Annotated in this window: 15 protein-coding genes; 11 read left to right on the forward strand and 4 right to left on the reverse strand. The window is 41.8% G+C overall.

Annotation, left to right across the window (positions count from 1 at the left end):
* Positions 1–111: 111 nt before the first annotated feature.
* Positions 112–2832: an alanine--tRNA ligase gene (alaS, locus tag A1019T_RS07150; protein WP_077451041.1), complete on the reverse strand. Its 2721-nt coding sequence runs from the start codon at positions 2830–2832 to the stop codon at positions 112–114.
* Positions 2833–3073: 241 nt separating this feature from the next.
* Positions 3074–4855, reverse strand: a complete 1782-nt coding sequence (locus A1019T_RS07155; RefSeq protein WP_077451042.1) for a DUF389 domain-containing protein — start codon at positions 4853–4855, stop codon at positions 3074–3076.
* Between the two features lie 308 nt (positions 4856–5163).
* Between A1019T_RS07155 and A1019T_RS07160 the strand changes: the two genes are divergently transcribed.
* On the forward strand, positions 5164–5352 hold the full coding sequence (locus tag A1019T_RS07160) for a hypothetical protein (protein ID WP_077451043.1): 189 nt from the start codon (positions 5164–5166) through the stop codon (positions 5350–5352).
* 197 nt (positions 5353–5549) lie between these two features.
* Here the strand turns inward: A1019T_RS07160 and A1019T_RS07165 are convergent, their stop codons facing one another.
* Positions 5550–6872, reverse strand: a complete 1323-nt coding sequence (locus A1019T_RS07165; protein WP_077451044.1) for an MFS transporter — start codon at positions 6870–6872, stop codon at positions 5550–5552.
* A 266-nt stretch (positions 6873–7138) separates the two neighbouring features.
* Between A1019T_RS07165 and A1019T_RS07170 the strand changes: the two genes are divergently transcribed.
* Both A1019T_RS07170 and A1019T_RS07175 read left to right on the forward strand, forming a co-directional pair.
* Positions 7139–10549: an autotransporter assembly complex protein TamA gene (locus tag A1019T_RS07170; protein WP_077451045.1), complete on the forward strand. Its 3411-nt coding sequence runs from the start codon at positions 7139–7141 to the stop codon at positions 10547–10549.
* A gap of 257 nt (positions 10550–10806) precedes the next feature.
* Positions 10807–15822: a translocation/assembly module TamB domain-containing protein gene (locus A1019T_RS07175; RefSeq protein ID WP_077451046.1), complete on the forward strand. Its 5016-nt coding sequence runs from the start codon at positions 10807–10809 to the stop codon at positions 15820–15822.
* A 63-nt stretch (positions 15823–15885) separates the two neighbouring features.
* Here A1019T_RS07175 and hemP read toward each other — a convergent pair whose 3' ends face one another.
* Positions 15886–16050, reverse strand: a complete 165-nt coding sequence (hemP, locus tag A1019T_RS07180) for a hemin uptake protein HemP (protein ID WP_077451047.1) — start codon at positions 16048–16050, stop codon at positions 15886–15888.
* 245 nt (positions 16051–16295) lie between these two features.
* Between hemP and A1019T_RS07185 the strand changes: the two genes are divergently transcribed.
* The 8 genes from A1019T_RS07185 to A1019T_RS07220 form a co-directional block, all read left to right on the forward strand.
* Positions 16296–17387 carry an NUDIX domain-containing protein gene (locus tag A1019T_RS07185; protein ID WP_077451048.1) on the forward strand — a complete coding sequence of 364 codons (1092 nt, stop codon included), beginning with the start codon at positions 16296–16298 and terminating at the stop codon, positions 17385–17387.
* Between the two features lie 276 nt (positions 17388–17663).
* Positions 17664–18296 (forward strand): lipocalin family protein, encoded by a 633-nt coding sequence (locus tag A1019T_RS07190; RefSeq protein WP_341864624.1) that lies wholly within the window; start codon positions 17664–17666, stop codon positions 18294–18296.
* A 351-nt stretch (positions 18297–18647) separates the two neighbouring features.
* Positions 18648–20090, forward strand: a complete 1443-nt coding sequence (locus tag A1019T_RS07195; RefSeq protein WP_077451053.1) for a glyceraldehyde-3-phosphate dehydrogenase — start codon at positions 18648–18650, stop codon at positions 20088–20090.
* 481 nt (positions 20091–20571) lie between these two features.
* Positions 20572–21780, forward strand: coding sequence for a GTPase ObgE (gene obgE / locus A1019T_RS07200; RefSeq protein WP_077451050.1), 1209 nt, complete (start codon positions 20572–20574; stop codon positions 21778–21780).
* Between the two features lie 174 nt (positions 21781–21954).
* Positions 21955–23184 (forward strand): glutamate 5-kinase, encoded by a 1230-nt coding sequence (gene proB / locus A1019T_RS07205; RefSeq protein WP_425271939.1) that lies wholly within the window; start codon positions 21955–21957, stop codon positions 23182–23184.
* Between the two features lie 104 nt (positions 23185–23288).
* Entirely contained in the window at positions 23289–24395 is a 1107-nt protein-coding gene (gene hemE, locus A1019T_RS07210) for a uroporphyrinogen decarboxylase (RefSeq protein ID WP_077451051.1), read from the forward strand.
* 273 nt (positions 24396–24668) lie between these two features.
* The gene (gene argC, locus A1019T_RS07215) at positions 24669–25736 is read left to right on the forward strand and encodes an N-acetyl-gamma-glutamyl-phosphate reductase (protein ID WP_077451052.1); all 1068 of its coding nucleotides are present in this window, start codon (positions 24669–24671) and stop codon (positions 25734–25736) included.
* Positions 25737–25926: 190 nt separating this feature from the next.
* Positions 25927–26546, forward strand: a 620-nt coding sequence (locus A1019T_RS07220; RefSeq protein WP_279626174.1) for a transposase, incomplete at its 3' end; no start/stop codon positions are given.

Genomic DNA, 26546 nt, shown 5'->3' on the forward strand with positions numbered 1-26546 from the left:
AACTTATTGCAATATTGATTATTAGCCCCGCAAAATATCTTAATTGGGCCCTCTATATAAGAGGACCCTATAAAATCCTAAAAATATAAATAGAGACTATAAGGTGTTAGGTTATTGGCTTAGTTGGCCTGCTAACCAAGTGGGCAACTGCGCCATAACAGAGGCCAGCTTATCACTATTAGGAGCCCCGCCTTGAGCATAATCAGGCTTACCCCCACCTTTTCCACCAAGCTCAGTCGCCAAGTGACGAATGATATCACCAGCTTTAATATCAGCAGTTAAAGATTTACTTACCGAAGCAGCTAAGGCCAGTTGATCGCCTTTTTCACCCACTAACACAATGATGGTGTCTTGAAGTTTGGACTTCATATCGTCGATCAATCCGCGCATCGCTTTGCCGTCAATACCGGCCACTTGAGCGATTAGCACTTTTTTATCGGCAATGGTTTGTACTTGATCAACCAAGGTAGCAGCTTGAGCGCTGGCGATTTTTTGATTCAGGCGCTCAATCTCTTTTTCTAGTTCACGCTGTTTGTCCGCCATAGATTGGACACGATCAGCCACCTCTGGACGTTTTGCTTTTAGCTGATTGGCTAGGGCAGTTAACTGGCTGTCAGCTTGCTGTACATAGCGTAATGCCCCCATACCGGTTAAAGCTTCAATGCGGCGAACTCCAGCAGCAATACCTGACTCTGAGGTGATTTTGAATAGACCAATGTCACCAGTACGCTTCACATGTAGGCCACCACATAGCTCGATAGAGAAGGGCTTTTCAATGCCATCTTCAATTTCGCTGGTGCCCATGGTTAATACGCGAACGGTTTCTCCGTATTTTTCACCAAATAAAGCCGCTGCGCCTTTGGCCATAGCTTCATCAATACCCATGAGTTCAATTTGAGTCTCAACGTTGGCTTGAATTTGTTCATTAACTAAGCGTTCGATAGTAGCCAAATCTTTTGCTGACACAGCGTTGTCGTAAGAGAAGTCAAAACGCAGGACTTCGCTGCTAACCAGTGAGCCTTTTTGGGAAACTTTATCTCCCAATACTTTGCGTAAAGCGGCATGTAATAAGTGAGTGGCTGAGTGGTTTCTGGCGCTGGCCGAGCGAATGGCAGAAACAACTTGGGCTTCAGCAGTTTGTTTGGTCTTTAAGCTGCCCATATTGACCACACCATGATGGATAATGGCTTGACCCGATTTCTTAGTGTCTTCTACATTAAACACACCTGAAGTGGTACGGATTTCGCCCATCTCGCCTACTTGACCACCGCCCTCAGCATAAAAGGGAGTGCGGTCTAGTACGATAACGCCTTCGTCACCTTCGTTTAGCTGGTCAACTTCTTTACCATCTTGATATAGGCCGATGATATTAACTTGAGTCTCATCTAGCTTTTCATAACCGACGAATTCAGTCGGGGTTTCGACCTTAATAGCAGCTGAGTAATCCACGTCAAATTTACCCGCATCACGAGCACGTTGACGCTGAATGTTCATTTGCTCATCAAAGCCTGCTTCATCAATACTAATACCACGCTCACGAGTGATGTCAGCGGTTAAATCTACTGGGAAGCCATAAGTGTCATATAACTTAAAGGCGGCTTCACCGGATAAAACATCACCCGATTTTAAGCTACTTAATTCACTGTCTAATAGACGTAGACCTTGAGCAAGTGTCTTAGCAAATTGTACTTCTTCTTTTTCAATAGCTGCTTCGATAAAGGCTTGTTTTTCAACCAGTTGCGGATAAGCTTCGCCCATCTCGGCTACTAACGGCGCTACCATCTTATAGAAGAAGCTGTCTTCAGCGCCTAACTTATTACCATGTCTTACCGCACGGCGAATGATACGACGTAGCACATAGCCACGGCCTTCATTACTTGGCAACACACCATCTGCAATTAAGAAACTTACCGCGCGGATGTGATCAGCAATTACTTTTAATGAAGCTTGGTCTTCATTTTTAATGCCTAGCAAGTCCGCAGCACTATTGATTAAATTAACGAATAGGTCGATTTCATAGTTACTGTGTACGCCTTGCAGGATAGCACTGATACGCTCAAGCCCCATACCGGTATCTACACTTGGTGCAGGTAAGGGCTCCATGGTGCCATCAGGCTGACGGTTGAACTGCATGAAAACACAGTTCCAAACTTCAATATAGCGGTCGCCATCTTCTTCTGGTGTCCCTGGCAGACCACCCTCTACGTGCGCGCCATGATCATAGAAGACCTCTGAACAAGGTCCACAAGGGCCCGTATCGCCCATAGCCCAGAAGTTATCTGAAGCATAAGGAGCCCCTTTGTTATCACCAATACGAATAATACGCTCAGCTGGCAGGCCAATGTCTTTGTGCCAGATATCAAAGGCCTCATCATCCGTCTCATAGATGGTGACATACAGACGATCAGCATCTAAAGCCAACCATTCTGCTGAGGTTAGAAATTCCCAAGCATAAGCAATGGCAGATTTTTTGAAATAATCACCAAAAGAGAAGTTACCTAACATTTCAAAGAAAGTATGGTGGCGAGCGGTATAGCCCACATTATCTAAGTCGTTGTGTTTACCACCAGCACGCACACATTTTTGTGAAGTAACGGCGCGACTGTAATCTCGCTTATCGATACCTAAAAAGCAGTCTTTAAACTGGTTCATACCCGCGTTAGTGAACAATAAAGTGGGATCGTTGTAAGGCACTAAGCTTGATGAAGGGACATGAGTGTGCTGCTTACTCACGAAGAAATCGATAAAAGATTTACGCAGCTCGGCTGTGCTTAAGAATTTGCTTGAAGCAGGAGATACTGAATTTGATGATGTGGGCGCAGACTGAGTCACATGAACTCCTTAAAGAATGGCTGATAAGCTAAAGGTTTATTAAAATAGGTTGCAATAAAAATCAGATTTTATAGCTGTCAAACATGTTACGAATTTATTGTAAATGTGCAGCTATAAATAATTGGGTCAAAGTTTAGCATATTTATAGCGAAAACATGACTATTCACTTCATATAGTGTCACTATGGGCCGTAACTTTAACGCAATTAACGGTTGTTATTCATAGGTTATTGGTAGGCCTATTATTCATTGGCTAAGATGGCAGCATCTGTCTTGTCAATTTCATCTTTATGATAAGGGCTTGATTCAATAACAATGACGGGTATATATCGTAGTTGCAGGCGTACCGGCTGATATTTGGGGTACTCTTGTTCAATAGTTTTATTAATTTGTTGTTCTAGATACCTAGCCTCGTCAGAAGAGGGTCGAGTTTCTCCCCGTATCACAGCTCTGACGGTCTGATAGTCTTCTCTTGGCACAAACTGAGTGGTGGTTAACGCGTTACCTTTATCGATGAAGTAGTCGTCAAGACTTTCCTTCACCTCGTTTTCAAACTTTTGCTTCTTAGTAATGGTGTTAAAGTTATAGGTTAAATAAGCGCCAATGCCTACTAGCAACATCAGAGGGACGGCGTTGCGACGGAAGAAAGCGATGAGAGGGCTGCTTTTATAGTCATCTTCAACCAAACGCCGAAAACCGGCCGACCACAGAACCAACGCATTGGTAAACTGAATGGCGATAATGTTGGTTAGCGCTAACAATAAGGCGCCAAATCCCAATGAACTCTCACCATGAGCAAACAGTATCCCACTAGCAGCTAAAGGGGGAACCAAGGCTGTGGCTACCGCGACTCCGACCACGGCAACAGAGAGTTGCGGGGAGATCATGGCGTAGGCACCAGCAGTTCCGCCTGCCAATGCAATCATTAAATCCATAGAAGTAGGCTGGGTGCGAGATAAGATTTCATTGGTAAGCGGAGAGTCTTGGTGCATCCAGCCCACGATGAAGCCGATGACCACCACCATGGTCGCCCCAGCAAGCACTGTTAGTAAGGATTTGCGTAAAAAAGGGATACGATAGTCAATAATAGCCAGTGCTGCCCCACTAATAGGCCCAAGCATCATTGCGACCAACATAGCCCCGATTACTACAGCAGCCGAGTTGACAACCAAGCCATAGCTAGCAATGATTGCAGATAACGCATTCATAATAAAATACATGCGACTGGGTAGGGCATTGGCTTCAATATCTACCCGAACACCAGGGTAATCAATTTTTACTTTGCTTTTTTGTTCAGCCAAAAATTGCTTATAAGATTCCAGCTGCGACTCTTTTTTAATTTTCTGTTTTTCATCTTCGCTAAGCTCTTCATCTTCATCCTCACTATCCTCTTCGCTATCTTTGGCTATATATTCTTCATACTGGGGAAGAGGTTCAGCCTCTTGAAATTGAGGCGGTTCAGAGTCCATTGGACCCTCATCTACTAAAGAGCTTTGTTCTTCATTTAGGCTCTGTTTCTCTGGTTCAGCTTGTTTCTGCTGAGTAGGTATAGGGTTTGTGCTATCTTTTATTGATGACTCTGCTTCTAAAGTGTTATCTGCAATTTCACTATCTTGATCAGCATTTATTTTATTTTGATTGTCTAGAGGCAAGTCAACCGCCTCTAAATCATCTGAATCAGCGGCTTGATTTTGGTAGGCTTTAGCGTGAATGGGATTGGCTTCTTGTTTGGCTAAGTAGTCTAGTTGTTCTTTTTTTAGAGCTTGCTCGTCTGCCGTATTGTTTTGTTGTGGCTCATCTGCTATTGATGAAGAAGAGGATTCAGGATTTTCCTCTTCACAAATGGCCACAGCCACATCCATTAAAGGGGCGTTAATGTAATCTGCATCTATAATAATAAAAGGGCAGTGACGGTGTATTTTTTTATTGGGGACGGTGGTAAATAAGCTCTGGGTTAAATCAAAAATGGCTACCTTAGGAATAAACTGGAAATAGGGCACTGGAATGTAGGAAGCATGTGGCATGAATTAACCTGTACTAAGCCAATAAAAACTAAGTCAATAAAAATAATGATTAAAGCTTAATTGTCGATGAATAAAGATGAATAAAATAAAGTTGCGGTAAAGCTAAATAAGCCAAATTAGGCTTATTTATCGCCGTAAAGGTAGCTTCTTTGAGTATATCACTTAAGCGTCTGATGGTCTTTAAAATAGGGCGACTGACGATGTGATAAAATTTTTTGTAAAAACCCTTAAAGAATCTAAGGATTTAGTGTATAACTATAGTTATTAATTATTAATTGGTAATCTTTTTTTTAAGTGAGGAATTAATTATGAACTGGCAACTACTTAGTATGATATGGGGTATGGCAGCAACTGTTCTTATCGGCGTCTTTATGATTGTCGCTTTGGTGGTTGGTTTCGATGATATCCCTCATATTATTAGTGCTGCTGTGGTAGGGGCTCTAGTAGCTATTCCAATCTCAGTGGTGGTGACTAAGAAAGTCAATCGTATTAGCTAGTTTGACGATTCGATTATATTTCTTTGTATCTGTCTTTGTATACAAATGAGCTATTCATGAATTAACATCGCTATGAATTTAGCTTGTCTTTAAAACTGTCAGTTTAAGGGTTTGATAATTTAATAAAAATAAAATAGACCATAAAATAAAAAAGCCAACTTCTGAAGTTGGCTTTTTGTTTTTTGCTACTGAAAACGTTACATAATCAACGCATCTTGCTGAATCTGCATGGTGTCTTTATATCTTTTTAGTTTAAAATATAAAAATACGCCAAACACGATATTCAGCACTCCTGTTACCAAAAACAGCTGAGGTAAGGAGAGTTTTAGTAAGTTAAGGATGACAATGGCAAAGATAGCGGATGTCACCATAAATATGGCGTTAAAAATGTTATTGGCGCCGATAACCCGTGCTCTATGAGTAATGGGTGAGTAAGCCTGCATAGCTGCATATAAAGGCACAATATAAAGACCGCCACTAAAGCCTAAGAAGAAAAGATCAGCAAAAACACGCCAGCTGCCACTCATCTGGGACAGCTCACTTATGCCAAGCAGGGCACTTGAGTTAATATTTAGAGCAGAAAGTGAGAAGTATAAATCAATGGCAAAAATACTTAGCCCAGCAATACCAAAAGGCAGAAGTTTAAAGCTGACCTGATTTTTGGTTAGGGTTTTACAAATTAGAGAGCCTGCTGAGACACCGACAGAGAATAGAGTTAGTAAAAAGATAACCACTGATTCATTACCATTTAATATAACTTTACTAAACTCGGGCGTCTGAGTTAAAAAAGTGGCGCCATAGAACCAAAACCAGCTGTTACCAAGGATGATAAAGAATAGTAGAGGTAAGGAGTATAGATACTTAATGGTATCCATACTGGTGCTAAAGATATTCCAGTTGATTTTCATATCCGGTTCAACGGCCGGCGTGTGGGGAACGAATTTACTAGAAAGTAAGCCTAACCCTGCAATGAGAAGCGCCATGGCACTGACCCAATACAAGTGATTGTCTAATTGGGTAAACACGCCTGCTACTATCATACCCAGTAGAATAGACAAAGAGGTGCCTGTTTGAAAAAGCGCATTGGCACCGACTAACTCATCTTTATGCATTGCTTGGGGTAGGTAGGCGTATTTGATAGGACCAAAAAAAGTGGACTGGGCGCCTAACAAGAATAAAGCCACAAATAATAACCAATATATTTCAAATATAAGGCCAAATGCAGCCAATATCATGATGACGATCTCTAAGACTTTGATATAAACCGTCAGCCTGGATTTTTCATATTTATCAGCCAGCTGACCGGCCAAGGCTGAAAATAGGAAAAAAGGTAAAATAAATAACATGGCCGCTAAGTTATTCAGTAAACTAACTGATGATCCTAGCTTTGCAGCGGCACTATAGGTCAGTAGTAGTAATAAAGCTTGTTTAAAAAAGTTGTCGTTAAAAGCCCCCAAGAATTGAGTAAAAAACATAGGGGTGAAACGACGACTACGAAATAGTGTGAATTGTGATGCCATAAACCGGCTTCCTAATATAATGTTAATGCCATTTAATTGTTATGGTTTTTACAGCTCGATTAAATGTAGCAAAGTTTGATTTAACACCAAACCTGGCTAAGTATTTTAAAATAAGCCTTCTAAAATATGCTAAGTCAGCAAGTATAATAGCCACAATTTATCACAACTAAATTAAATTTGTTTTTTTGGTTGGTTAAAATCGCATTTGCAGAGAGACAACTTAAACGTTAATCTTTCGCTAATAGAACTACTTATAGCAAGTTAATATGGATAAGAGAGCAGCAATGCCGAATTTAGACGCTTCTTTGTTGTTGGCTAAGCAGTCAACTGATACTCAGTTTTCTCAGGGTCATTTCTTTGACAGTCGCTGCGGAGGTCGAAAGTTGCCTTTTCGCCCCTCTAAACTTGCGTGTGGATTATCAGTATGTTTGATGGCTCAAGCTTTTATGACAACAGCAGCCCATGCTATTGAGCCGACTAAGCCTGAAGGGCTGACTAAAGACAGTCAGTCGTATGATCCCAACCTAGGCAGGTCTCAAATACAGTCGCAAGATGAATTAGAAGAAGCGCTTATTGCGCTTAAACTAAAAAGAGCAGTTGAGCAGGGGATGATTGATCCCAGTGTGCTTGAAGATTACCAACGCGAAACGCTCAACTCTCCTGTGCCCCGACCTGGAACGCAGAGTCAAGTGGACAAGGTAGCTAGTAGCCAAGAGACACCCAACCGTGAAGCGAATGAGAGCAGTGAGGCTGTCTTTGATAGGGTCTTCTCTGACAGAAGCTTACAAACCAATGAAGATGCCGGTAACCGCTTGGCCAATGCACCCGTCATGCAATCCCCACAGCAGATTGAACAGGCCTTATCGCAAATCACTCCCCAAGTTTCTCGCGATTTTAATAAACCCGTGGCTCGCTTAGACGCCACAGAGCCTCCTTTAGGCTTTGATACCGCCTTAGATGCTTCAGCTCAGATTAATCCTTCCAATAAAGAGACTTTAGGTATTATTGATGAGGGGGTTACTGAAGAACAATTAGAGGGTACCAAGCCAGTATATGAGGCAAAGGATGTTACGGTAAATCCTGATAGCGAACAGGCAAAGTCGGCGGAAAATGCTGCGCATCAGGCGGTTAAAAACACAACTATCGGTAAGGTTGATAATAAAGTTAAAAACGCTGATACAGAAGTCACTGGTGATATGGTGGCTGAGGCACAACAAAACGGTGCTGCAGACTCCGGTATTAATCCAGAGGATTATTTACCAGAATATCAAGAGGACCCTAATAATGATTTAACAGCTACGGTTATTGAGGAGCAGTATCAAGACGAGGATGACTCTAAAGCCAAGCCTGGTTTCATCAAAGGTCTTTATAACCGTTTTTTTAATGATGGTTATGCCGCATTACCAAGAATTAAGGCAAAAATTTATTTACAACAATCACCCGCCACAGCAGGGTCTGAGCCACAACTGGTTAAAGTCGACAAAGGGACTCAGCCTGCCACTAATATTAAGGCGGCGATGGAAAACATTACCGTTGAGTCTATCTCAGATTTCACAGCAGTTACGCCAAAGCTACATCAAGAAGCTTTAAATGCAGCTCAAGCCGTGGGCTACTATGACATTAAGCTAAGCTTTAAGCGGGTTGACTCTGATGAGATAGCGGTAATCATCGAACGTCTAGGTGATCCTGTAAGAATCAATACGTCCCCCATTATTGATATACGGGGCGGAGGCGAAGATCTGCCAGAGTTTAAAGTCATTCAAGAAGACTCACCGCTTAAAGAAGGTGAGATTTTTAACCACGGCGAATATAAACAAACCAAACAAAGAATTGAAACCACAAGAGATCAGTTTGGTTTCTTTGATGGACAGTGGCTGAATAAATCAGTAGATATTATCTTACCCGATAACACTGCAGACGTGGATTTGGTCTACGATACTGGGGAGCGTTATCATTTTGACAAAGTAGTATTTTTCACCGTGGACAAAGAGACCGGTCAGCTCACCACAGATCCTGACAAACTGCCTGTTAAAGCAGAGCTGCTCCATCAATTACACAGGTTTGAGGTGGGTGATGACTTCTATGCCCCTGATGTTACAAGGTTTACCAACGACTTATCTGCCACGCGCTACTTTAACTCAGTAAACGTTGAGACAATTAGACCCAACACCACTGGGGCTACCTTGGGTTTTGAAAACGATGATGAGGAAGATCTCCTAACAAACGGTGATGAAGCTCAATTAAATGGACAAGCCAATGGCCAGAGCTCAGATGCCATACAGTTTGATGAAAACGGCAAGCCTTTAGATACTAAAGCCATGACTAACCCTGCTTGGGATGATGAGTTTGCTCCCATTGAATACACAGTGGATCAAGAGACTTCAGCCAAGCTGGAGAATATCACTACAAAAGCTGAGCGATTATCGAGATTGCCGGATGATAGGGTTTTAGATGAATCTGAAGAGAAAGCAAAAAGCTTGTTGGGTAAAATATCCAATGCTGTTAGTGATGTAGTAAAGCAAGTTTTCCCGGATGAAAGAGATCCTTATTCCGATACCAGCGCTTTGCCTGATGATTTGAGTAAGACCGTATTGGCAAATCGTAAAACCCCACAAGAGGTGGCTGAAAGTAAGTCAGTCCCTCTCTATGTTTTCGTTACTGCAGATAGGCCTAGAGATGTCGATTTAGGTATTGGTTATGGTACAGATACTGGGGTACGAGCTGTGGCGCGTATGGAGCACAACTTGATTAATCGTGATGGTTATCAAGCCGGTATTAGTGTGGGGGCCTCGAAGATTAACAAATCAGTGAACCTTCATGCCAGCCGCCCTTGGAAGCATCCGTTAGATGACACGCTTAATGCCAATATTAGTTATGAGCAAGAAACCATTAACCAAGGTGAGGGTACCTTGGATTTAGAAACCAACACCATTAAAGGCGGTGTGACACGCAATATTCGTAATGAAGGGGGCTGGAATAGAACTTATTCGGTACGCTATCGTCAAGATCAATTGGAAAGTGGTGTGACCGGTCCTGATCGTGAAAACTTACCGGTTCCTTTTAACCGAGAAGGGGCACAGTTTAATCAAGAAGCCTTCTTGCTGGGTTATCAGATAGACAAAACGGTTACTGACAATGTTACCAATCCGACCAAAGGTTGGCATCAATACTACTCAGTTGAAGCGGGTACTGACAGCGTGTTATCTGACACAGACATGGCCATTGCTAGAGCGGGTGTGAGCGGAGTATATAGCTTTGGGGAACAAAATAAACACCAAGTGGTAGCCAGCCTAGATGGCGGATATATCTGGGCCAAAGATTTTGAAGATGTGCCTTATAAGCTTCGCTTCTTTGCTGGGGGCGATCGCAGTATCCGCGGTTATGATTACAATAGTTTGTCTGCCACCGAAAAAGGCTATTTGGTCGGGGGTCAAGTGTTGGCCGTCGGTAGTACTGAATACAACTATGAATTTAAGCCGGGTCTAAGAGGGGCAGTATTTGCCGATGTGGGGAATGCTTATGATACTAACTTTGAAGCTGATACCAAGCTAGGTTTGGGCTTTGGGGTACGTTGGGCTTCACCGGTAGGCATGGTCCGAGTTGACCTAGCAGCAGGGGTTTTAGAAGACAGCATTCCTGTTCGCTTGCACTTCTTTATTGGGTCACCCCTTCAGTAACACCCTGATCTAAATGACTGAGGGAAATAAAAGCAGCTTGTGATGTTGCCGTTATATTGAATATCATTTACTATGACTTGACTTCGATTCTCTTGTGAAAACAGGCCATTCTAATCTTAAATATGTGAAGTTGTTATTAACTTTAATAGGAGTTAATCGCTAGTGAAATAGACATTTTCAACTATTAGCGATTAGCTCTGAGTTAACTATTAATTTTTTATTTTAACTTCCCTTATTGAAAACAAGCTACTTAACCCATGACCACTTCGCAAACCCCTGAGCCTAATCCAAAAAAAGACCCTACTCAGCGTGATGCTGAGCGGGTTAAGCACCATTATCCTTTGTCATTTCTGATAAAGCTTCTAGCGTTACTATTGATTCTATTTTTAATTATATGTATCACTTTTTATATAATGGCAGGTACGGAGAGGGGTACTAAGTTCATACTCGAAAGAATCATTTCAGAAACTGGGGTTAAATTAGAGTACTCAGAAGGTAATCTGCGCGACGGGCTTAAGGTGAAAGACATCACCATGAGTGCCTCAGAAGATGTGGACATACACTTCGTAAATACTTATGTCAAGATTGGCTGGCGCGCCTTGTTTTCTAAAGAAGTGCATTTACGCGATGCTGATATCGAAACCATTGTTATTGAAAACCGTTTACCGCCCTCAGGCGATCCGTTTGAATACAAAGAGTACGAGTTACCGGTTAATTTACGCTTTGATAAAGCCCGTATTAATCGAATTATCTATAACCAGGCTGGTAGAGAACCTGTAGAAGTAACTGATATCAAAGCTGATGATTTGTATTGGGTAGGCACTCAAGTTAAGTTGGGTCGAGGCAATCTACAATATAGTGATCTTGTCAAGATTGAGGATTTAAAAGGTATAGTGACCTTAGAGGGCAACTATCCCTTAGATTTATCTGGGGTAGTCACAGTCAAAAGCTTAGATAAAGTTTATATCGATCCCATTGAAGTTGAGGCTGTGGGGAGTGTTAAACGCACTTATGGCAAAATACGCAGTAAGTATAATGATAACAATTTCAGAGGTGTGTTTACCGTTCAGGGCTTAGATGACAACGCTCCTTTTGAGGCCAAATTAAACTGGGATGAGATTGACCTGCCTTATGCTGAAGGTCAGGACATTCGTTTGCAAAACGGTTTAGCGACAGCTTCAGGGGTGCTCTCTGATATTGAGCTTCGTATTAATAGTCGACTATTGGCCAATGACATTCCAAGTGGTCATTACCAAGGGCGAGCCAACATTATTGATACCAGCAAAATGCTGGTGCATCGCTTAACGGCTAAAACCCCAGAAGGTAGCTTGTTGGCAGTCGGAGTGCTTGATTGGGAAGACGACTTCACTACCAAAGCCATGCTTTATAGTAAGGATTATAAAGTACGCAGCTTGCTGCCAGAGAGTGCCGCGCCTTATGCTCCAGAATATCTAGATGGCCAATTAGCAGTGGTATTTGATCTGCGCAATAAAGAGGGCTTAATGCAGATTAATGGCGACCTCAAGCAACGCGACGGCGAGCAGATTAAAGCTAAGGTCGTGCAAGGGGTTAAACCTAAAAATCCTAGATTTAACGCCCCCTGGTATGTCGATGCCAGCTGGCAGAATTTACGCCGCAAAGGAGTGCCTGACGTTGGGGAGATAGATAGCCCTAGCGGTATGGCCAATGTCATGTTACGTGATGATAGATTATGGGTAACCGCGGATGCTGAGATTATCAAATTAAATGTTGCCCCTGCTGGTGACTATAAGGTTAAGCTCAATAAGTACAATAATAAAATTGCGCTGCAAAACCTAAACTATGATGGGGTGATGGGTAATCTTGCCGGCAACGGTAATATTTTATTGGCCACCAATAAATCCCCATTGACTTGGGATATAGATGCCAAGACCAAAGGGCTAAAACCTCAAGCCTTTAGTGACACCATTCCAGTGACTAGATTGGTAGGGGATATCAAGGCTTCAGGTAAAATGATAGACATTACCCGTCGTCTTAATGGCAAGGTTGTCAAAGGCCAGCGTCATGCCTTTACTATTAAATCATCAGATTTATCTTCAACCCTAACTGCGCAAGTTACTTCCACAGACCCAAAAACTGGAAAGAGTACTTCTGAAAATCGCCGAGTCGATGTTATGGGCTATGGGGATGGCGTGGTTGATGTCTTAAATGGGTCACTACAAAATTTTGATGCTAGATTTAATGGCAAGTTGGCCACTCAAGGAGTGCCCAAAGGCAATTTCATTGTTGATGCCAATGGGACTACTGAAAATATCAATATCAAAAACTTCAGTCATAAAGGTGAGGCAGGCGATATAACGGCCTCTGGTAACGTAAACTTACGTGACGGTATTGGGTGGAATGTTAAAGCCAATACCAATAAATTTAATGTGGGCTTCTTTGCGCCTCAGACAGAAGGCATTATTAGCGGAGATCTACAAACCTCAGGCAAATGGCGTAATAACCAAACCAAGCTTGGGGATTTGCGTGACTTCAATGTGAAGTTTAATGGGTCAATTGATACCCCGCAATTACCAAAAGGTAAGTTGATTGTCGATGCTGGAGGTAATGCTCAAGCCATCACTATTCGTAATTTAAGTCACGTTGGCGAGGCGGGCAGTCTAGTCGCCAAAGGGAAGTTAGACGTTACCAATGGCGTAGCTTGGAATGTAGACGCCGTTATGGATGATTTTAATCTGGGCTATTTTGTCAAAGATTTGCCAAGTAACATTACAGGACGTGTGTCTAGCACAGGATTATGGAAAGACTCAGTACAGCGTATTAGTATTGATCAAATGGCACTGCGAGGCGAGATAGATGGTGAGCCACTATTGGCTCAAGGTAGTCTAAATACTACTTTGCATCTGCCCAAAGATATGAATCAGTATTTTGAAAGATTAAAAGCGACAGATGCCAGCGGCCAAGTTCAACAAGTTAAGAGTGTGGTTGAAACCTTAAATGCCAATAACTTGATGATGCAGTGGGGCGACAACCAAATTGTTGCCAATGGTAATACAGAGCTTTTAGAAGCCAAAGTGAATATTCGTAATCTAAGCCAGATCAGTAAAGACTTCTCAGGCTCTGTCTTAGGCGGCTTTACTTTAATGCAGAATAAAGGCCAAGCCTTACCGACCATTTATGTCGACTTGACCGGCAATAAATTAGCGCTTCCAGGCGTATTGTTATCACAAGGTATGATTAAAGGTAAGATTGTTGATTTAGCCAAACGTCCAAGCACCTTAGTGGTTATGGCAGACGGCTTACAGGCCTCCGGCAGTAAATTTGAAAATATATATGCTGTATTTAATGGTACCGAACAAGACCACACCTTAACCTTAAAAGGCGATACCAATAATGCCAATACCGATGTCGGTATCCAAGCTACTATTAAAGGGAGCTTAGATCGTAAAAATGGTAGATGGCAGGGAGTGGTCGGTGACGGTGAAGTATCAACGGAGTATGTGACGTTAGCTCAAAGCCAGCCAGCGCAGCTTATCGCCTCTTTTGGAGGAAATACGCCTGAAATCCAGTTGGCAGCTCACTGTTGGGAGGCCGTGGGTCAGACCGGTAAGCTATGTCTACGAGAGAACTTGATTGCTTCTGCTGATAAGGGTCAGGTTAACGTAGCCATCCAACAAATTGACACCTCCTTATTTGCCCCTATTATGCCTAAAGACCTTAGCTGGCAAGCCAGTCTAAATGGTAAGGCAGTCGTTGAATGGGGTAAGGGAGTTGAGCCGGTAATTAATGCCACTTTATATTCCGACAATGGTAAGTTAGGCCTAGTTCAAGAAGGCCTAGATGATGCGGTGACTATTCCTTATAAGCGCGTGTCGGTCATTGTTAGATCATTTGAAGAAGGCTTAAAGCTGCGTACTGATATCGATAATGGCAGTGGCGCCAAAGGCTATGCTGATGTTGTGATTGATCCTTATAAAGAGGACAAACCTATATCAGGGGCGTTGGTGCTTAACGAGCTGAACTTAGCGATTTTGAAACCTTTCTTCCCAGGTATGCGAAAACTTGCTGGTAACATCACTATGGCAGGGGGGTTAGGCGGAACTCTGACCAGCCCAGTATTCTATGGAGATATTAACTTAAGAAACGCCACTGTGGCCATGTTGGACTTGCCAGTGAACTTGACTAATATCAATGCTAAAGCCAAGATAAGAGGACAGAGTGCTGAGCTTGAAGGAACCTTCTTAAGTGGTAAGGGAGCGGGTGAACTAACAGGAACGGTAGACTGGAAACAAGAGCTACAGGCCAAGTTACGGGTTACCGGCGAAGGTTTGGTGCTCACTCAGCCACCACTGTTGTATGCAGAGGTCAATCCAGATTTCAATATTATCGTCAAACCGATGCAGAAGTATGTCAATATTGTAGGGGCAGTCTCCGTACCTACTGCGACCATTAGACCGCCTGAGGCTAACGAAGAAGTAATCACTAAGTCTGAAGATGTTGTGGTTTTAGATAGACAGTTAGTGAATAGAATCGAGGATGTATTGGCAATCTCTAAACCTTGGTCGATTAATGCCGATATCGGGGTGGATTTGGGTGAAAATGTTAACTTCCGCGGCTTTGGTGCAGTATTGCCATTGGCAGGAGCGGTGCATATTACCCAAAAAGGCCAAGGCGTAATGAATGCGCTAGGGGTGGTTCAAGTCAGTCGCCGCAGCACCGTGGATATCTTTGGCCAAAACCTTGAATTAAACTACGCTCAAGTTCGATTTAATGGCGATGTGGTTAACCCTCGCTTAAGCATCGAAGCAGCTAAAGAAATTGAAGGCCGTACTGTAGGTTTACGCGTGAAAGGTAGAGTTTCAGAGCCTAACATCGTGGTCTTTAATAATGCTGGTTTAACTCAGCAGCAAGCCATGAATGCTTTGGTGACAGGACGTATCTCTAATCCAGGCGCCACTCAGATTAGTGAAGAAGGGTTTAAATCTGAGGTTACCAATAACTTGGCAGCGGCCGGTTTAAGCTTAGGGTTAACAGGGACTCGAAGTCTCACCAATACTATTGGAGATGCTTTTGGCCTAGAACGTTTGACCATTGATGCCTCTGGGACAGACAGCGATACTAACGTCAACGTTACTGGTTATATTACCCCAGATCTATATATTCGTTATGGGGTCGGGGTATTCAATGCACAAAGCAGCTTATCGTTACGTTATCAGTTGACGCGTCGAATTTATATCGAAGCCACGTCGGCGGTCGAAAACGCAGTAGATGTGGTTTATAGCTTCAACTTCTAATAAAAGTAAGGTCAATAAAATAAGGGGTAACTTTTTAAAAGTCACCCCTTATTTTTTGCAGCTCTATTTGGTTAGGATAAGTCTATTATTTCGGGTTAGACGCAAACGGTATTCTTCTCCCTCATGCTGAATTCTTACTTCTTTGGTTAAAGCAAATAAATGCTCTGACTGTAACATAGGCAGCTGGTTGTCACGAAGGTACAGTGCTCGAGAAATGATAGTGGCCATAAGCTTAATCCTTAAGTTTAGAAGTTTTTTTAGTTTCTATAATGAAATATAGACGAATCGAAATTATCTAATTGATAATGATTATCATTAACTTTAATTATTATTGTTTATTATGTTGGATATTGCAAGAGTTTTATCAAAATAAATTTATACGTTAGCTAACGTAGCAAGGACTAACTTAGGCATTGGTCTGCTGCCTTTAGTCATAAATAACTTTTAGTGATTAATAAAGAAAGGATGGTGCTGTGATAAAGATTGATGTGGCTGTGGCGGTAATTCAGTTTGGTGAGCAATACTTATTGGGGTTTCGTAATGCTAAGCAGCATCAAGGTAACCGTTATGAGTTCGTTGGAGGCAAAATCGAAGCCAATGAGAGCGCTAAACAGGCCCTTATTCGTGAAGTTTTTGAGGAAATAGGGTTAGATATAGCCAACCATAGTGTCATTAATCCTTTGGGGGTGTTGCGTCATAATTATGCAAATACCGAGATGCCTAGTAAATCAAAGACGGTTTGTTTGCATGTGTTTCGAGTTGACTTAAGTGAACAGCAGTTTAAACAGTTTGCTCATGAAAAAGAGGGCTGTGAAGGTCAACAGTTACAGTGGGTGAGCCAAGAGGATTTGATCAATAATAACTACCCACTGCCTGATGCTAATAAAACCATATTACAGTGGCTGAGGTTGCCGAGTACCATAGTGATTACCCAGGAGGTTGGCTCTGTAAAAGCAATTAAAGATAGCACAGCCTGTAATACTCAGAGTGCAGTCAAAGATCAGTCGTCACAGCAATGGTTAAACTATTATCAGCAAAATTTACCTCATCAGGCCTGTGTCTATGTCAGATTAAAGCAGTCGAGCTTATCTCAACGTAAAGAGCAGGTGTTAGCCCTGATGGCCATTCGACCAGATATCAAGCTAATTATAGATTATGAATTGGCCAATTACTTATATGACCGTAATAATATGGCTATAGCAGATCAAATTATCGCGCAGCATTTAACTCAGCAGGCTTGTGCTGATACAGATATTGAGCTGTTGTCTGGATTACCACTGACTGTAAGTGCTCACAGTTCAATGAGTATTCAACAAGTAAATAAGTTGGCCCAATATCGATTGAATCATGACTTATCCCCTGTGGTGGGTGTTTTTATTTCCCCTGTGCAAGCAACAAACACTCACACTGAAGCGACTGCTCTGGGCTGGGAGGAGTTCTCCATTTTGGCCGGGGATAGTGAAGTACCCGTCATTGCTTTAGGTGGTATAGCGCCAGAAGATATCGGACAAGTACGACATTATCAAGGAGATAAAGTAGCAGGAATAAGTAAGTTTTTACCGTAAGCTCACGTAAAAATCAAAATAGAACAAAGGATTTACAAACCGTAGCGTATTACTACACTTTTTGGATAGTGAAGAAGTTAGTCGAGTAATATGATAGCTATGTCGAATAATACAGTAAAAAATACAGAGAACTTTAATGAAAGTTTAGTCAGTTAAAAATTAAGTCACTGGCGCAAGATGACTTTTATTAAATGACTTGGCACTTTATATTAATCTTATAACTACCTTGATACTATTATGAATAAATTTAAGCACGATATCCCAGAAAGAGCCTTCATGAAAGCTTTGCTTAAGCACACAGGCATAGCTTTGGCTTTACTAGTCCCTTTAGCGGCTTACTCAACCTTCTCCCATGCAGAAACAGGTACGGCTTCGACTAACGCACCTATGAGTGTGACAGCACCTACTTCTGTAGACCGAGTAGATTTAAATAAATATGCAGGGCAGTGGTATGAAATAGCCCGTATGCCTATGTATTTTCAGCGTAACTGTGTCTCTGATGTAACCGCAACTTATAACTTAAATAAGGACGAGGCTGGCAAGTTGACCTCAGTTGATGTTATTAACCAATGCCGTAAGCAAGATGGTTCGATGATGAAGGCTGAGGGGTTGGCAAAACCTGCAAATGATACTGGTAGTGAGCTAAAAGTTACCTTTATGCCCAGTTGGTTAAGATGGTTGCCCGTCGGTAAAGCAGATTATTGGATCTTACAGCTTGATGAGAACTATCAAAGCGCATTAGTGGGCACACCAGACAATAAATACTTATGGGTATTGTCACGTAAGCCTACTTTATCTGAGGCGGTCTTTGAAGATTATAAGAAGATAGCAAAAATGCAGGGCTATGATATTAATAAGTTGGAAATTACCACCCATACTCGCACGCCAAAGACTATAGTTAGTGAATAAATTAGTTACTGACTAAATTACAGTTACTAAATAACTAACATCTAACTAGCTGTAGCTATGTATAAGAGTAACTCTCAAGAATTTGTTACCCTATTAAAAAGCTAGGAAAATCCTAATCACAACTGGTACTTATTCTTGTAACTAATTCTTGTTCAGAACAAGGATTACTGCCTGATGTACTGGCTAAAATTGTCAATATGATTTAGAATCTACCTTAAATATAACGGTAGAGAATTCGACTTAGATCTGCTTTTGAACATCAAAAGCAGATTTTGCACATATCTACCCTATTTCTTTTCATTTAGCGATTATATTGATTTCACTAACCCCTTCACTTCATTTACCCAAAGGATAATTATCGTGAGTAATGCTAATACGCGCCGTGAGTTGCATCAAGTTCATTTAGCCAAATATCAAAAACAAGAGAACCAGGCTTATGAGCTAGTGAACCAACTGCATAATCTTTATAACGATAAAGACGTAAAAGTTAACTTATTTGGTGAAACACTTAATGGGCTTTCAACAGCGGATCTATTGACTAAAGTCCAGCAAACTGCTGACCGTAACAATGGTCAAGCGTTGGACATCGATGATATCGTTGCTACTGTTAAAGAAGTGGTAGATAACCAAGACATCAAAACTGCAGTAGTAGATGCAGGTCAACTATTAAAAAATAAAGTAAGCGTTGCTGATGCGCTAGCCAAAGCTGATAAATCAACTCCTGCTGCGAGTGAAGCAACTGACGTTGTGCTTTACGGTTTTGGTCGTATTGGTCGTGTTTTAACTCGCTTATTATTAGAAGAAGCGGCTACTGATAAAGGCTTGCAACTGAAAGCTTTTGTGGTTCGCCCAGGTAAAGACGGTGATATCGCTAAACGTGCTTCTTTGTTAGAGCGTGACTCAGTTCATGGCACTTTTGCAGGCTCAATCGTCGTTGACGAAGAAAACCAAGGTATTATTGTCAATGGTCGCTTCATTCAAGTTATCTATGCCAATGATCCAAGCGAAATTGATTACACCAGCTATGGTATCAATGATGCTATCGTTATTGATAACACAGGTATCTGGAAAGATGAAGATGGCCTAGGTAAGCACCTAAGAGCCAAAGGTGTGAAGAAAGTGTTATTAACTGCACCTTCAAAAGGTGAGATTAAAAACATTGTATACGGCGTAAACAATGATACTATCGGCGATGACACTATTGTAAGTGCTGCTAGCTGTACTACCAACGCCATCACTCCTTCATTAAAAGTACTTAATGACGAGTTTGGTATCGTAAATGGTCACGTTGAGACTATTCACGCTTTCACTAACGACCAAAACCTAATCGATAACTATCACAAAGCGGATCGTCGTGGTCGCAGTGCTGTGTTAAACATGGTTATTACCAGTACAGGTGCTGCTAAAGCTGTAGGTAAAGCTTTACCAGAGTTAAATGGTAAATTAACAGGTAATGCCATTCGTGTTCCAACACCAAACGTTAGTATGGCTATCTTAAACTTAAACCTTGAAAAAGCGCCTGAAAGTGCTGAAGCCTTAAATGCTTTCTTCAAGCAAGTTTCTGAAAGCGATGCTTGGCAGTCACAAATTGCTTATACTGATTCTACTGAAGCGGTATCAACAGACTTCGTGGGTACTAAGCAAGTGGGTATTGTTGATGCCCAGGCGACTATCGTTACTGACAACCATGCGACTGTTTATGTATGGTATGATAACGAAGTAGGCTATAGCACTCAGGTATTAAGAGTGGCTGCGCAAATGGCTGGCGTTCATTACACCAACATCACTGCGTAATTTTCGCTTAGCTGTAGCGGGCTATAAAAGATAAGTTTTATAGCCTTAAGCATTGAATGTCATAAGTTATAATAGACATAATGCGGTTGTAAATACTCGGTTAGTTTTTGACTCAGACAATGGGCTAATATATAAAAAAGAGCTTATTGCATGCGGGCAAAGAATAGCGTAATGACTGAGGCGATTTGCAACGATACCCGATAATCGTTATGGTTATCGGGTATTTTTATTAAAGTAGCCAGCTATATTAATTCTATGTAATCTAAAATAATGCTGTAGAATACGGCGTTATAAAACAACTCTATTTTCTAGAAAGTTATTTTTTTGAAGTATTATTTTTCTAAAATACTATTTATTTAAAATATTTTTTCTTTAAAACATTATATTTCTAAGAAGCAAACCTTCTACAATAATTAGTAGAAGACTGCAATTAGCCGATTTTCGTTAGACTAATTTAAAAGAAGTTAAGGGAGCAAGCCCAATGCGATTTATTGATGAAGCAATTGTTACTGTCAAAGCAGGCGATGGTGGTAACGGCATTGTGAGCTTTCGCCGTGAAAAATATGTGCCTCGTGGCGGGCCAGATGGGGGTGATGGGGGTAAAGGAGGCGACGTGATTGTGGTTGCTGATGATAATACCAACACCCTAGTAGACTATCGTTATACCCGTCGTTATGATGCGGGTCGTGGCCAAAATGGCCAAAGTAAGAACTGCTCTGGTAAAGGGGCGGACAATATCTATCTGCGTGTGCCTATTGGCACCACCATTGTTAACAATGAAACTGGTGAAGTGGTAGGTGACTTGACTGAAATAGGTCAAGAGGTATTAGTAGCCAAAGGCGGAGATGGTGGCCTAGGTAATACCCATTTCAAAAGCTCTACCAACCAAGCACCGCGTAAAGCTACCTCAGGATTTGAAGGTGAATTAAAAGAACTTAAGTTTGAGCTAAAAGTTGTGGCCGATGTGGGCTTAATTGGTCTTCCAAACGCGGGTAAGTCTACCTTTATCAGACAAGTATCTTCAGCTAAACCAAAAGTAGCCGATTATCCTTTCACCACTTTAGTACCTAACTTAGGGGTGGTGGATGTTGGCCTACATCGCTCATTTGTTATGGCTGATATTCCAGGTTTAATTGAAGGAGCTTCAGAAGGGGCCGGTTTAGGGATTCGCTTCTTGAAGCATGTGGCACGTACCCGTCGTTTGTTACATATCTTAGATATTAAGCCCATTGATGGCAGTGACCCTGTCGAAAACGGCCAAGTGATCTTAAATGAACTTGAGCGCTTCTCACCTGAGCTTGCCAATTTACCGCAGATTTTGATTTTAAATAAAATTGACCAAGTTCCCGATGCTGATGAACTTGATGAGTTGTGCTTACATATTGTGGCAGAGCTGGGTTGGACAGGAGCTGTGTTCAGAACTTCAACCTTGACCGGTGAGGGCGTAGATGATGTTAAATATCATCTGATGAATGAGATTGAGCGTGAAAAAGAGCGCGAAGAAGAAGATCCTTTATTTGCCGAAGAGCAAAGAGAAAGGTTTGAGCGTCTTGAAGCTGAAGTACGACTCAATACAGAAGAACAAAAAGAGGCTTACCGTGCTGCCCGTCGAGCGGCCCGTGAAGCGGCTTTCAATGCCAATAATGAAGATGATGATGACGATGGCGTAGAGGTAATTTATGCCCCTTAAGGCAGTCCCTTCATCCTCTGTAACCTTTTTATATCGAGTTGTGGGTTGTATTTCGGTAATAAGGTAGAGGATGAGAGGGGGCTTAAACCTTCAGCAGCTTTTTTATATTTCGCAATAGTTCAGAGTGTTAACCCAGCATATTACTATTCTATTCATTAGATTTTGGGAAGAATTATGAGTGCTAATAATAACCAGAAAAACTCTAAAGTTAGTAAAGCAAAAAGCAGTATAGCCAAGCCGATTGAATCAGATCCAGAGGACAGTCGATTTGTTAGCAAAAATCGATCATTTAATCTAAAACGAGTCATTGTAAAAATTGGCTCCTCTTTACTGACCAACAATGGTAAGGGATTAGATCGTACCGCAATCTATGAATGGGCTAGCCAGATTGCTAAGCTGCATAATGAAGGCAAAGAGGTGATATTGGTCTCATCGGGTGCAGTGGCAGAAGGCTTAGTCAGAATGGGGCTTGATGAGCGCCCTAAAAAATTAGAAGCGTTACAGGCCTGTGCGGCCATTGGACAAATGGGGCTGATAGAGACTTGGTCATCAGCTTTGATCCAGAGCGGAGTCCGCAGTGCTCAGATCCTATTGACCCACGATGATTTGTCCAATCGTGAACGTTATCTGAATACGGCTAACACTTTGCATAAGCTTTTAGCATGGCGAGTGTTGCCGGTTATTAATGAGAATGACACTATTACTGTTGATGAGATTAAATTTGGTGACAATGATACCTTAGGCGCAATGGCTGCAGCGATGGTAAGTGCCGATCTTTATATCATATTAACCGACCAGGACGGCGTATTTACCGATAACCCTCGCGAAAACCCCAATGCAAAAATGATTCGTCAAGAGCGCGCAATGGCAGACTATTTGTTTGATATTGCGGGAGAGGGCGGTAAGCTTGGCAGTGGAGGTATGCTGACCAAAATTAGAGCCGGTAGATTAGCGGCCATGGGTGGCTGTCCAACGGTCATTGCTAATGGTAGCCTTGATAAAGTCATTACCCGTATTGTTGAAGGTGAGCCTGTAGGTACGCTATTGCAGACCAATCAAGCTGACAAAATTATTGCCCGTAAACAGTGGCTAGCGGCGCATTTAAGAATGGCCGGTACTTTATTTATTGACTCAGGAGCTGTGCATGCCATTACCGTACAAGGCAAGAGCTTATTGCCTGTGGGTGTGGTGGATATTCATGGTGATTTCGATGAAGGCGATGTGGTTGCAGTAGTCGATGAGACCACCAAAGAGCGTATTGCAGTAGGTCAAGTGAACTTCTCTTCGGAAGAAGCCAGACGTGTAGCTCGGAAAAGAACCCAAAGCTTTGACAAGATCTTGGGAGAGTCTGAGGAACGTGTGGTAATGATACACCGCGATGACATGGCTATTTTAAATAAATAAGCGTCATAAGGTGTGGAGAGTGCTATAACCTGATACCATTGATAGGTAAGAAACGGTTCCATCTATCCATTTTGATTATAATCTAGGACTTTAAAGAGATAATAATGTCTATAATGAATTCTGATTCTGTTAACAACACTCACAACTTTGCTCCGTTGAAGAATGATCGCTTACTTAAAGCCTTGCGCTTTGAAGAAGTGGACATGACGCCTGTATGGATGATGCGCCAAGCCGGTCGTTATCTTCCAGAATACAAGGCTACGCGAGCAGAAGCTGGGGATTTCATGAGTCTGTGTAAAGACACTGCGCGTGCGACAGAAGTTACGATGCAGCCTTTACGACGTTTTGATTTAGATGCGGCCATTTTATTTAGTGATATTTTAACCATTCCAGATGCGATGGGTTTAGGCCTTTACTTCGAAACTGGGGAAGGTCCAAAGTTTAAGCGTACCTTACGTACCGAAGCGGACTTTAATCAACTTGAACCCTTTAAAGCCACTGACTCATTAAGCTATGTTATGGATGCCGTTACCAGTATCCGTAAAGAATTAAATGGTTTGGTTCCTTTATTTGGATTCTCAGGTAGTGCTTGGACTTTGGCGACCTATATGATTGAGGGTGGGAGCTCTAAAGACTATCGTTATACCAAAGGTCTACTATACAGCCAGCCTGAGTTCTTACATCAAATCTTAGTCCATGTTACTACGGCTATCATCGATTATTTAGATGCACAGATTGTTGCAGGCGCCCAGCTTGTTCAGCTATTTGACAGTTGGGGTGGGGCATTAGCACACCGTCAGTTTGAGGAATTTTCTCATAAGTACAATAAGCGTGTGGTTGCTGAGCTTAAACAGCGTCATCCTGAAGTTCCTGTGGTGGTATTTACCAAAGGCGGCGGATTGTGGTTAGACATTCAAGCAGATTCTGAAGCCGATTGCTTAGGGTTAGACTGGACCATGCCATTAGACAAAGCCAGAGCTATCTTAGCTGAAAGCAATAAGCAAATTGCGGTACAAGGTAACCTAGACCCAGCTACGCTTTATGGAACTCCAGAGTCAATCCGTCAAGCAGTAAAAAATATGCTCGATGATGCTTATGCCGGCGGTGTAAAAACAGGTTATATAGCTAACTTAGGTCATGGTATTACCCAGTGGGTAAACCCAGACAACGCCAAAGTATTTATTGATGCGGTGCATGACTACAAACTATAAAACGCATTCTGATTTAAAATTGAAGTGATAAAAAATAGGCTTATTTAATATAAGCCTATTTTATAATGAGCGACTTAATAATCTATTAAACTCAAATAAATACGACTAATGCAGTCAGGTTTAATGCATTGAATAGCTGAAGCGGATAACGTAAACTTTATAAATTGCATGACTATTTACAAAATAACGATTATATTTAATTTATCTAAGTTAGATTAAATAGTAAGAAGGATTTTATTTAATCGGCTTTTAATCAATCAGATAGGATGGGATATGTTACAAGCAGCCATTATTGGTGGAACGGGATATACAGGCGTTGAGCTTATAAGATTGTTATCTTCTCACCCAAAAGTGACCATCAAATGGTTAACTTCGAGAACAGAAGCAGGCAAACCTGTCGCCAGTATTTTCCCAAGCTTAAGAGGCATATCTGATCTAACCTATAGTGACTTAGGAGAAGGGACGTTAGAAGCCCTTACTTCTTGTGATGTTGTGTTTTTCGCAACGCCTCATGGTGTGGCCATGCAGCAGGCTGAAGCATTAGTAGCAGCTGGTGTGAAGGTTATCGATTTGGCCGCTGATTTTAGACTACAGTCCTTACAGTCGTTTGAGCAGTGGTATAAGCATAAGCATGCTTGCCCAGAGTTATTGAAACAAGCTGTGTATGGTTTGCCAGAGATTAGCCGTGAGGCCATTAAAACTGCAAAGGTTATTGGCAATCCAGGTTGCTACCCGACCACCGCAATTTTAGGTTTAAAACCTATTATTGAAGCTCAAAACGATAAGGGCGAAGCAGTTATAGAGCCTCGTATTATCATTGATGCAAAATCTGGTGTTTCAGGCGCAGGGCGTCAGGCCAAGTTGAATCTTAACTATGCTGAAACCACGGACAACTTTAATGCTTATGGGGTGACTGGCCACCGTCATCTCCCTGAAATTGAGCAAGGGGTTCATGAGTTACTGCAAAGTAAATATACCCATAATATTCGTTTTGTGCCTCACTTAGTGCCTATGATTCGAGGTATGTTTACCACCATTCACTTAAGCTTAACCGACGCAGGATGTGATCTGGACTTGCAGCAAATCTATGAACAAGCCTATCAAAATGAAAAATTCATTGATATCTTACCAGCAGGTGAGTTCCCTGATACACGTAGCGTAAGAGCAAGCAATAGACTTAGAATTGCAGTTCACCAAGATAATGACACTAAATCTGCCACTATTCTGGTGGTACAAGATAACTTGGTCAAAGGCGCAGCGGGGCAGGCCGTTCAATGTATGAACGTCATGTTCGGATTTGATGAGTCTTTAGGCTTAAATCATGTCCCTGTGGTTCCTTAATTTAATTTTATGAAAATGATTTAGTTAGGATAAGGCTTTATATTTCTATCTTAATTATTTTTTAGTCATAAATTTATCACCAGTCGCCGTAAAACCACCCACTTCAGGGGGTGGATATAAGGCGACACACACTGTCGTAAGAAGTCGTTAAAGGGTTGTAAGCTAAAATTAATCTTGCCATACTAAGCATATGAAAACACTCAAGCTACGCATTAAAGACAAACACATAAAAGAGCTGAATCAGCTAAGCGGTTCAGTAAACTTCGTGTGGAACTATGTCAATGCACTTTGCTTTGAGCATCTAAAACGTACCGGTAAGTTTTTTAATGCTTATGATTTAAATCAGTACACCAAAGGTAGTGGTGAGTATTTAGGATTACACAGTCAGACCTTACAGGCTATCAATGAGACACACGCTAAATCACGTAAACAATTTAAAAAAGCCAAACTTAACTGGCGTACCAATAGAGCTGATGCCAAACGTAAAAGCCTAGGTTGGATACCATTTAAAAAATCAGCCATTAAATACCTAAGCACAAGACAAAGCGGTAAAAAAGCACTGAAATCAACCCTACAGCTATCGCTATCTAAAGGTCAAAAGCTCATCATAGATGTATTTGATAGCTACAACCTAAGCCTATATCAAATCAACACACTTGAGATAGTACAAGACAGTCGTAATCGTTGGTATGCCTGTATCACCGTGAAAGACCATCCTAAGCAAGCAAGTGGTAAGGGCAGCGTTGGAATTGATTTGGGCTTAAAAGAGTCTGCTACTACCTCAATGGGTGATAAACTTACTATTAAGCA

It is taken from the genome of Psychrobacter piechaudii (assembly GCF_900162825.1).
Taxonomy (GTDB): Bacteria; Pseudomonadota; Gammaproteobacteria; order Pseudomonadales; family Moraxellaceae; genus Psychrobacter; species Psychrobacter piechaudii.

Excerpts from the sequence above, each read along its gene's own strand:
- A1019T_RS07155 (WP_077451042.1), bottom strand. The coding sequence starts at position 4,855 with ATGCCACATGCTTCCTACATTCCAGTGCCCTATTTCCAGTTTATTCCT.
- A1019T_RS07160 (WP_077451043.1), top strand. The coding sequence starts at position 5,164 with ATGAACTGGCAACTACTTAGTATGATATGGGGTATGGCAGCAACTGTT.
- A1019T_RS07165 (WP_077451044.1), bottom strand. The coding sequence starts at position 6,872 with ATGGCATCACAATTCACACTATTTCGTAGTCGTCGTTTCACCCCTATG.
- A1019T_RS07170 (WP_077451045.1), top strand. The coding sequence starts at position 7,139 with ATGGATAAGAGAGCAGCAATGCCGAATTTAGACGCTTCTTTGTTGTTG.
- A1019T_RS07175 (WP_077451046.1), top strand. The coding sequence starts at position 10,807 with ATGACCACTTCGCAAACCCCTGAGCCTAATCCAAAAAAAGACCCTACT.
- hemP (WP_077451047.1), bottom strand. The coding sequence starts at position 16,050 with ATGGCCACTATCATTTCTCGAGCACTGTACCTTCGTGACAACCAGCTG.
- A1019T_RS07190 (WP_341864624.1), top strand. The coding sequence starts at position 17,664 with ATGAAAGCTTTGCTTAAGCACACAGGCATAGCTTTGGCTTTACTAGTC.
- obgE (WP_077451050.1), top strand. The coding sequence starts at position 20,572 with ATGCGATTTATTGATGAAGCAATTGTTACTGTCAAAGCAGGCGATGGT.
- proB (WP_425271939.1), top strand. The coding sequence starts at position 21,955 with ATGAGTGCTAATAATAACCAGAAAAACTCTAAAGTTAGTAAAGCAAAA.
- hemE (WP_077451051.1), top strand. The coding sequence starts at position 23,289 with ATGTCTATAATGAATTCTGATTCTGTTAACAACACTCACAACTTTGCT.
- argC (WP_077451052.1), top strand. The coding sequence starts at position 24,669 with ATGTTACAAGCAGCCATTATTGGTGGAACGGGATATACAGGCGTTGAG.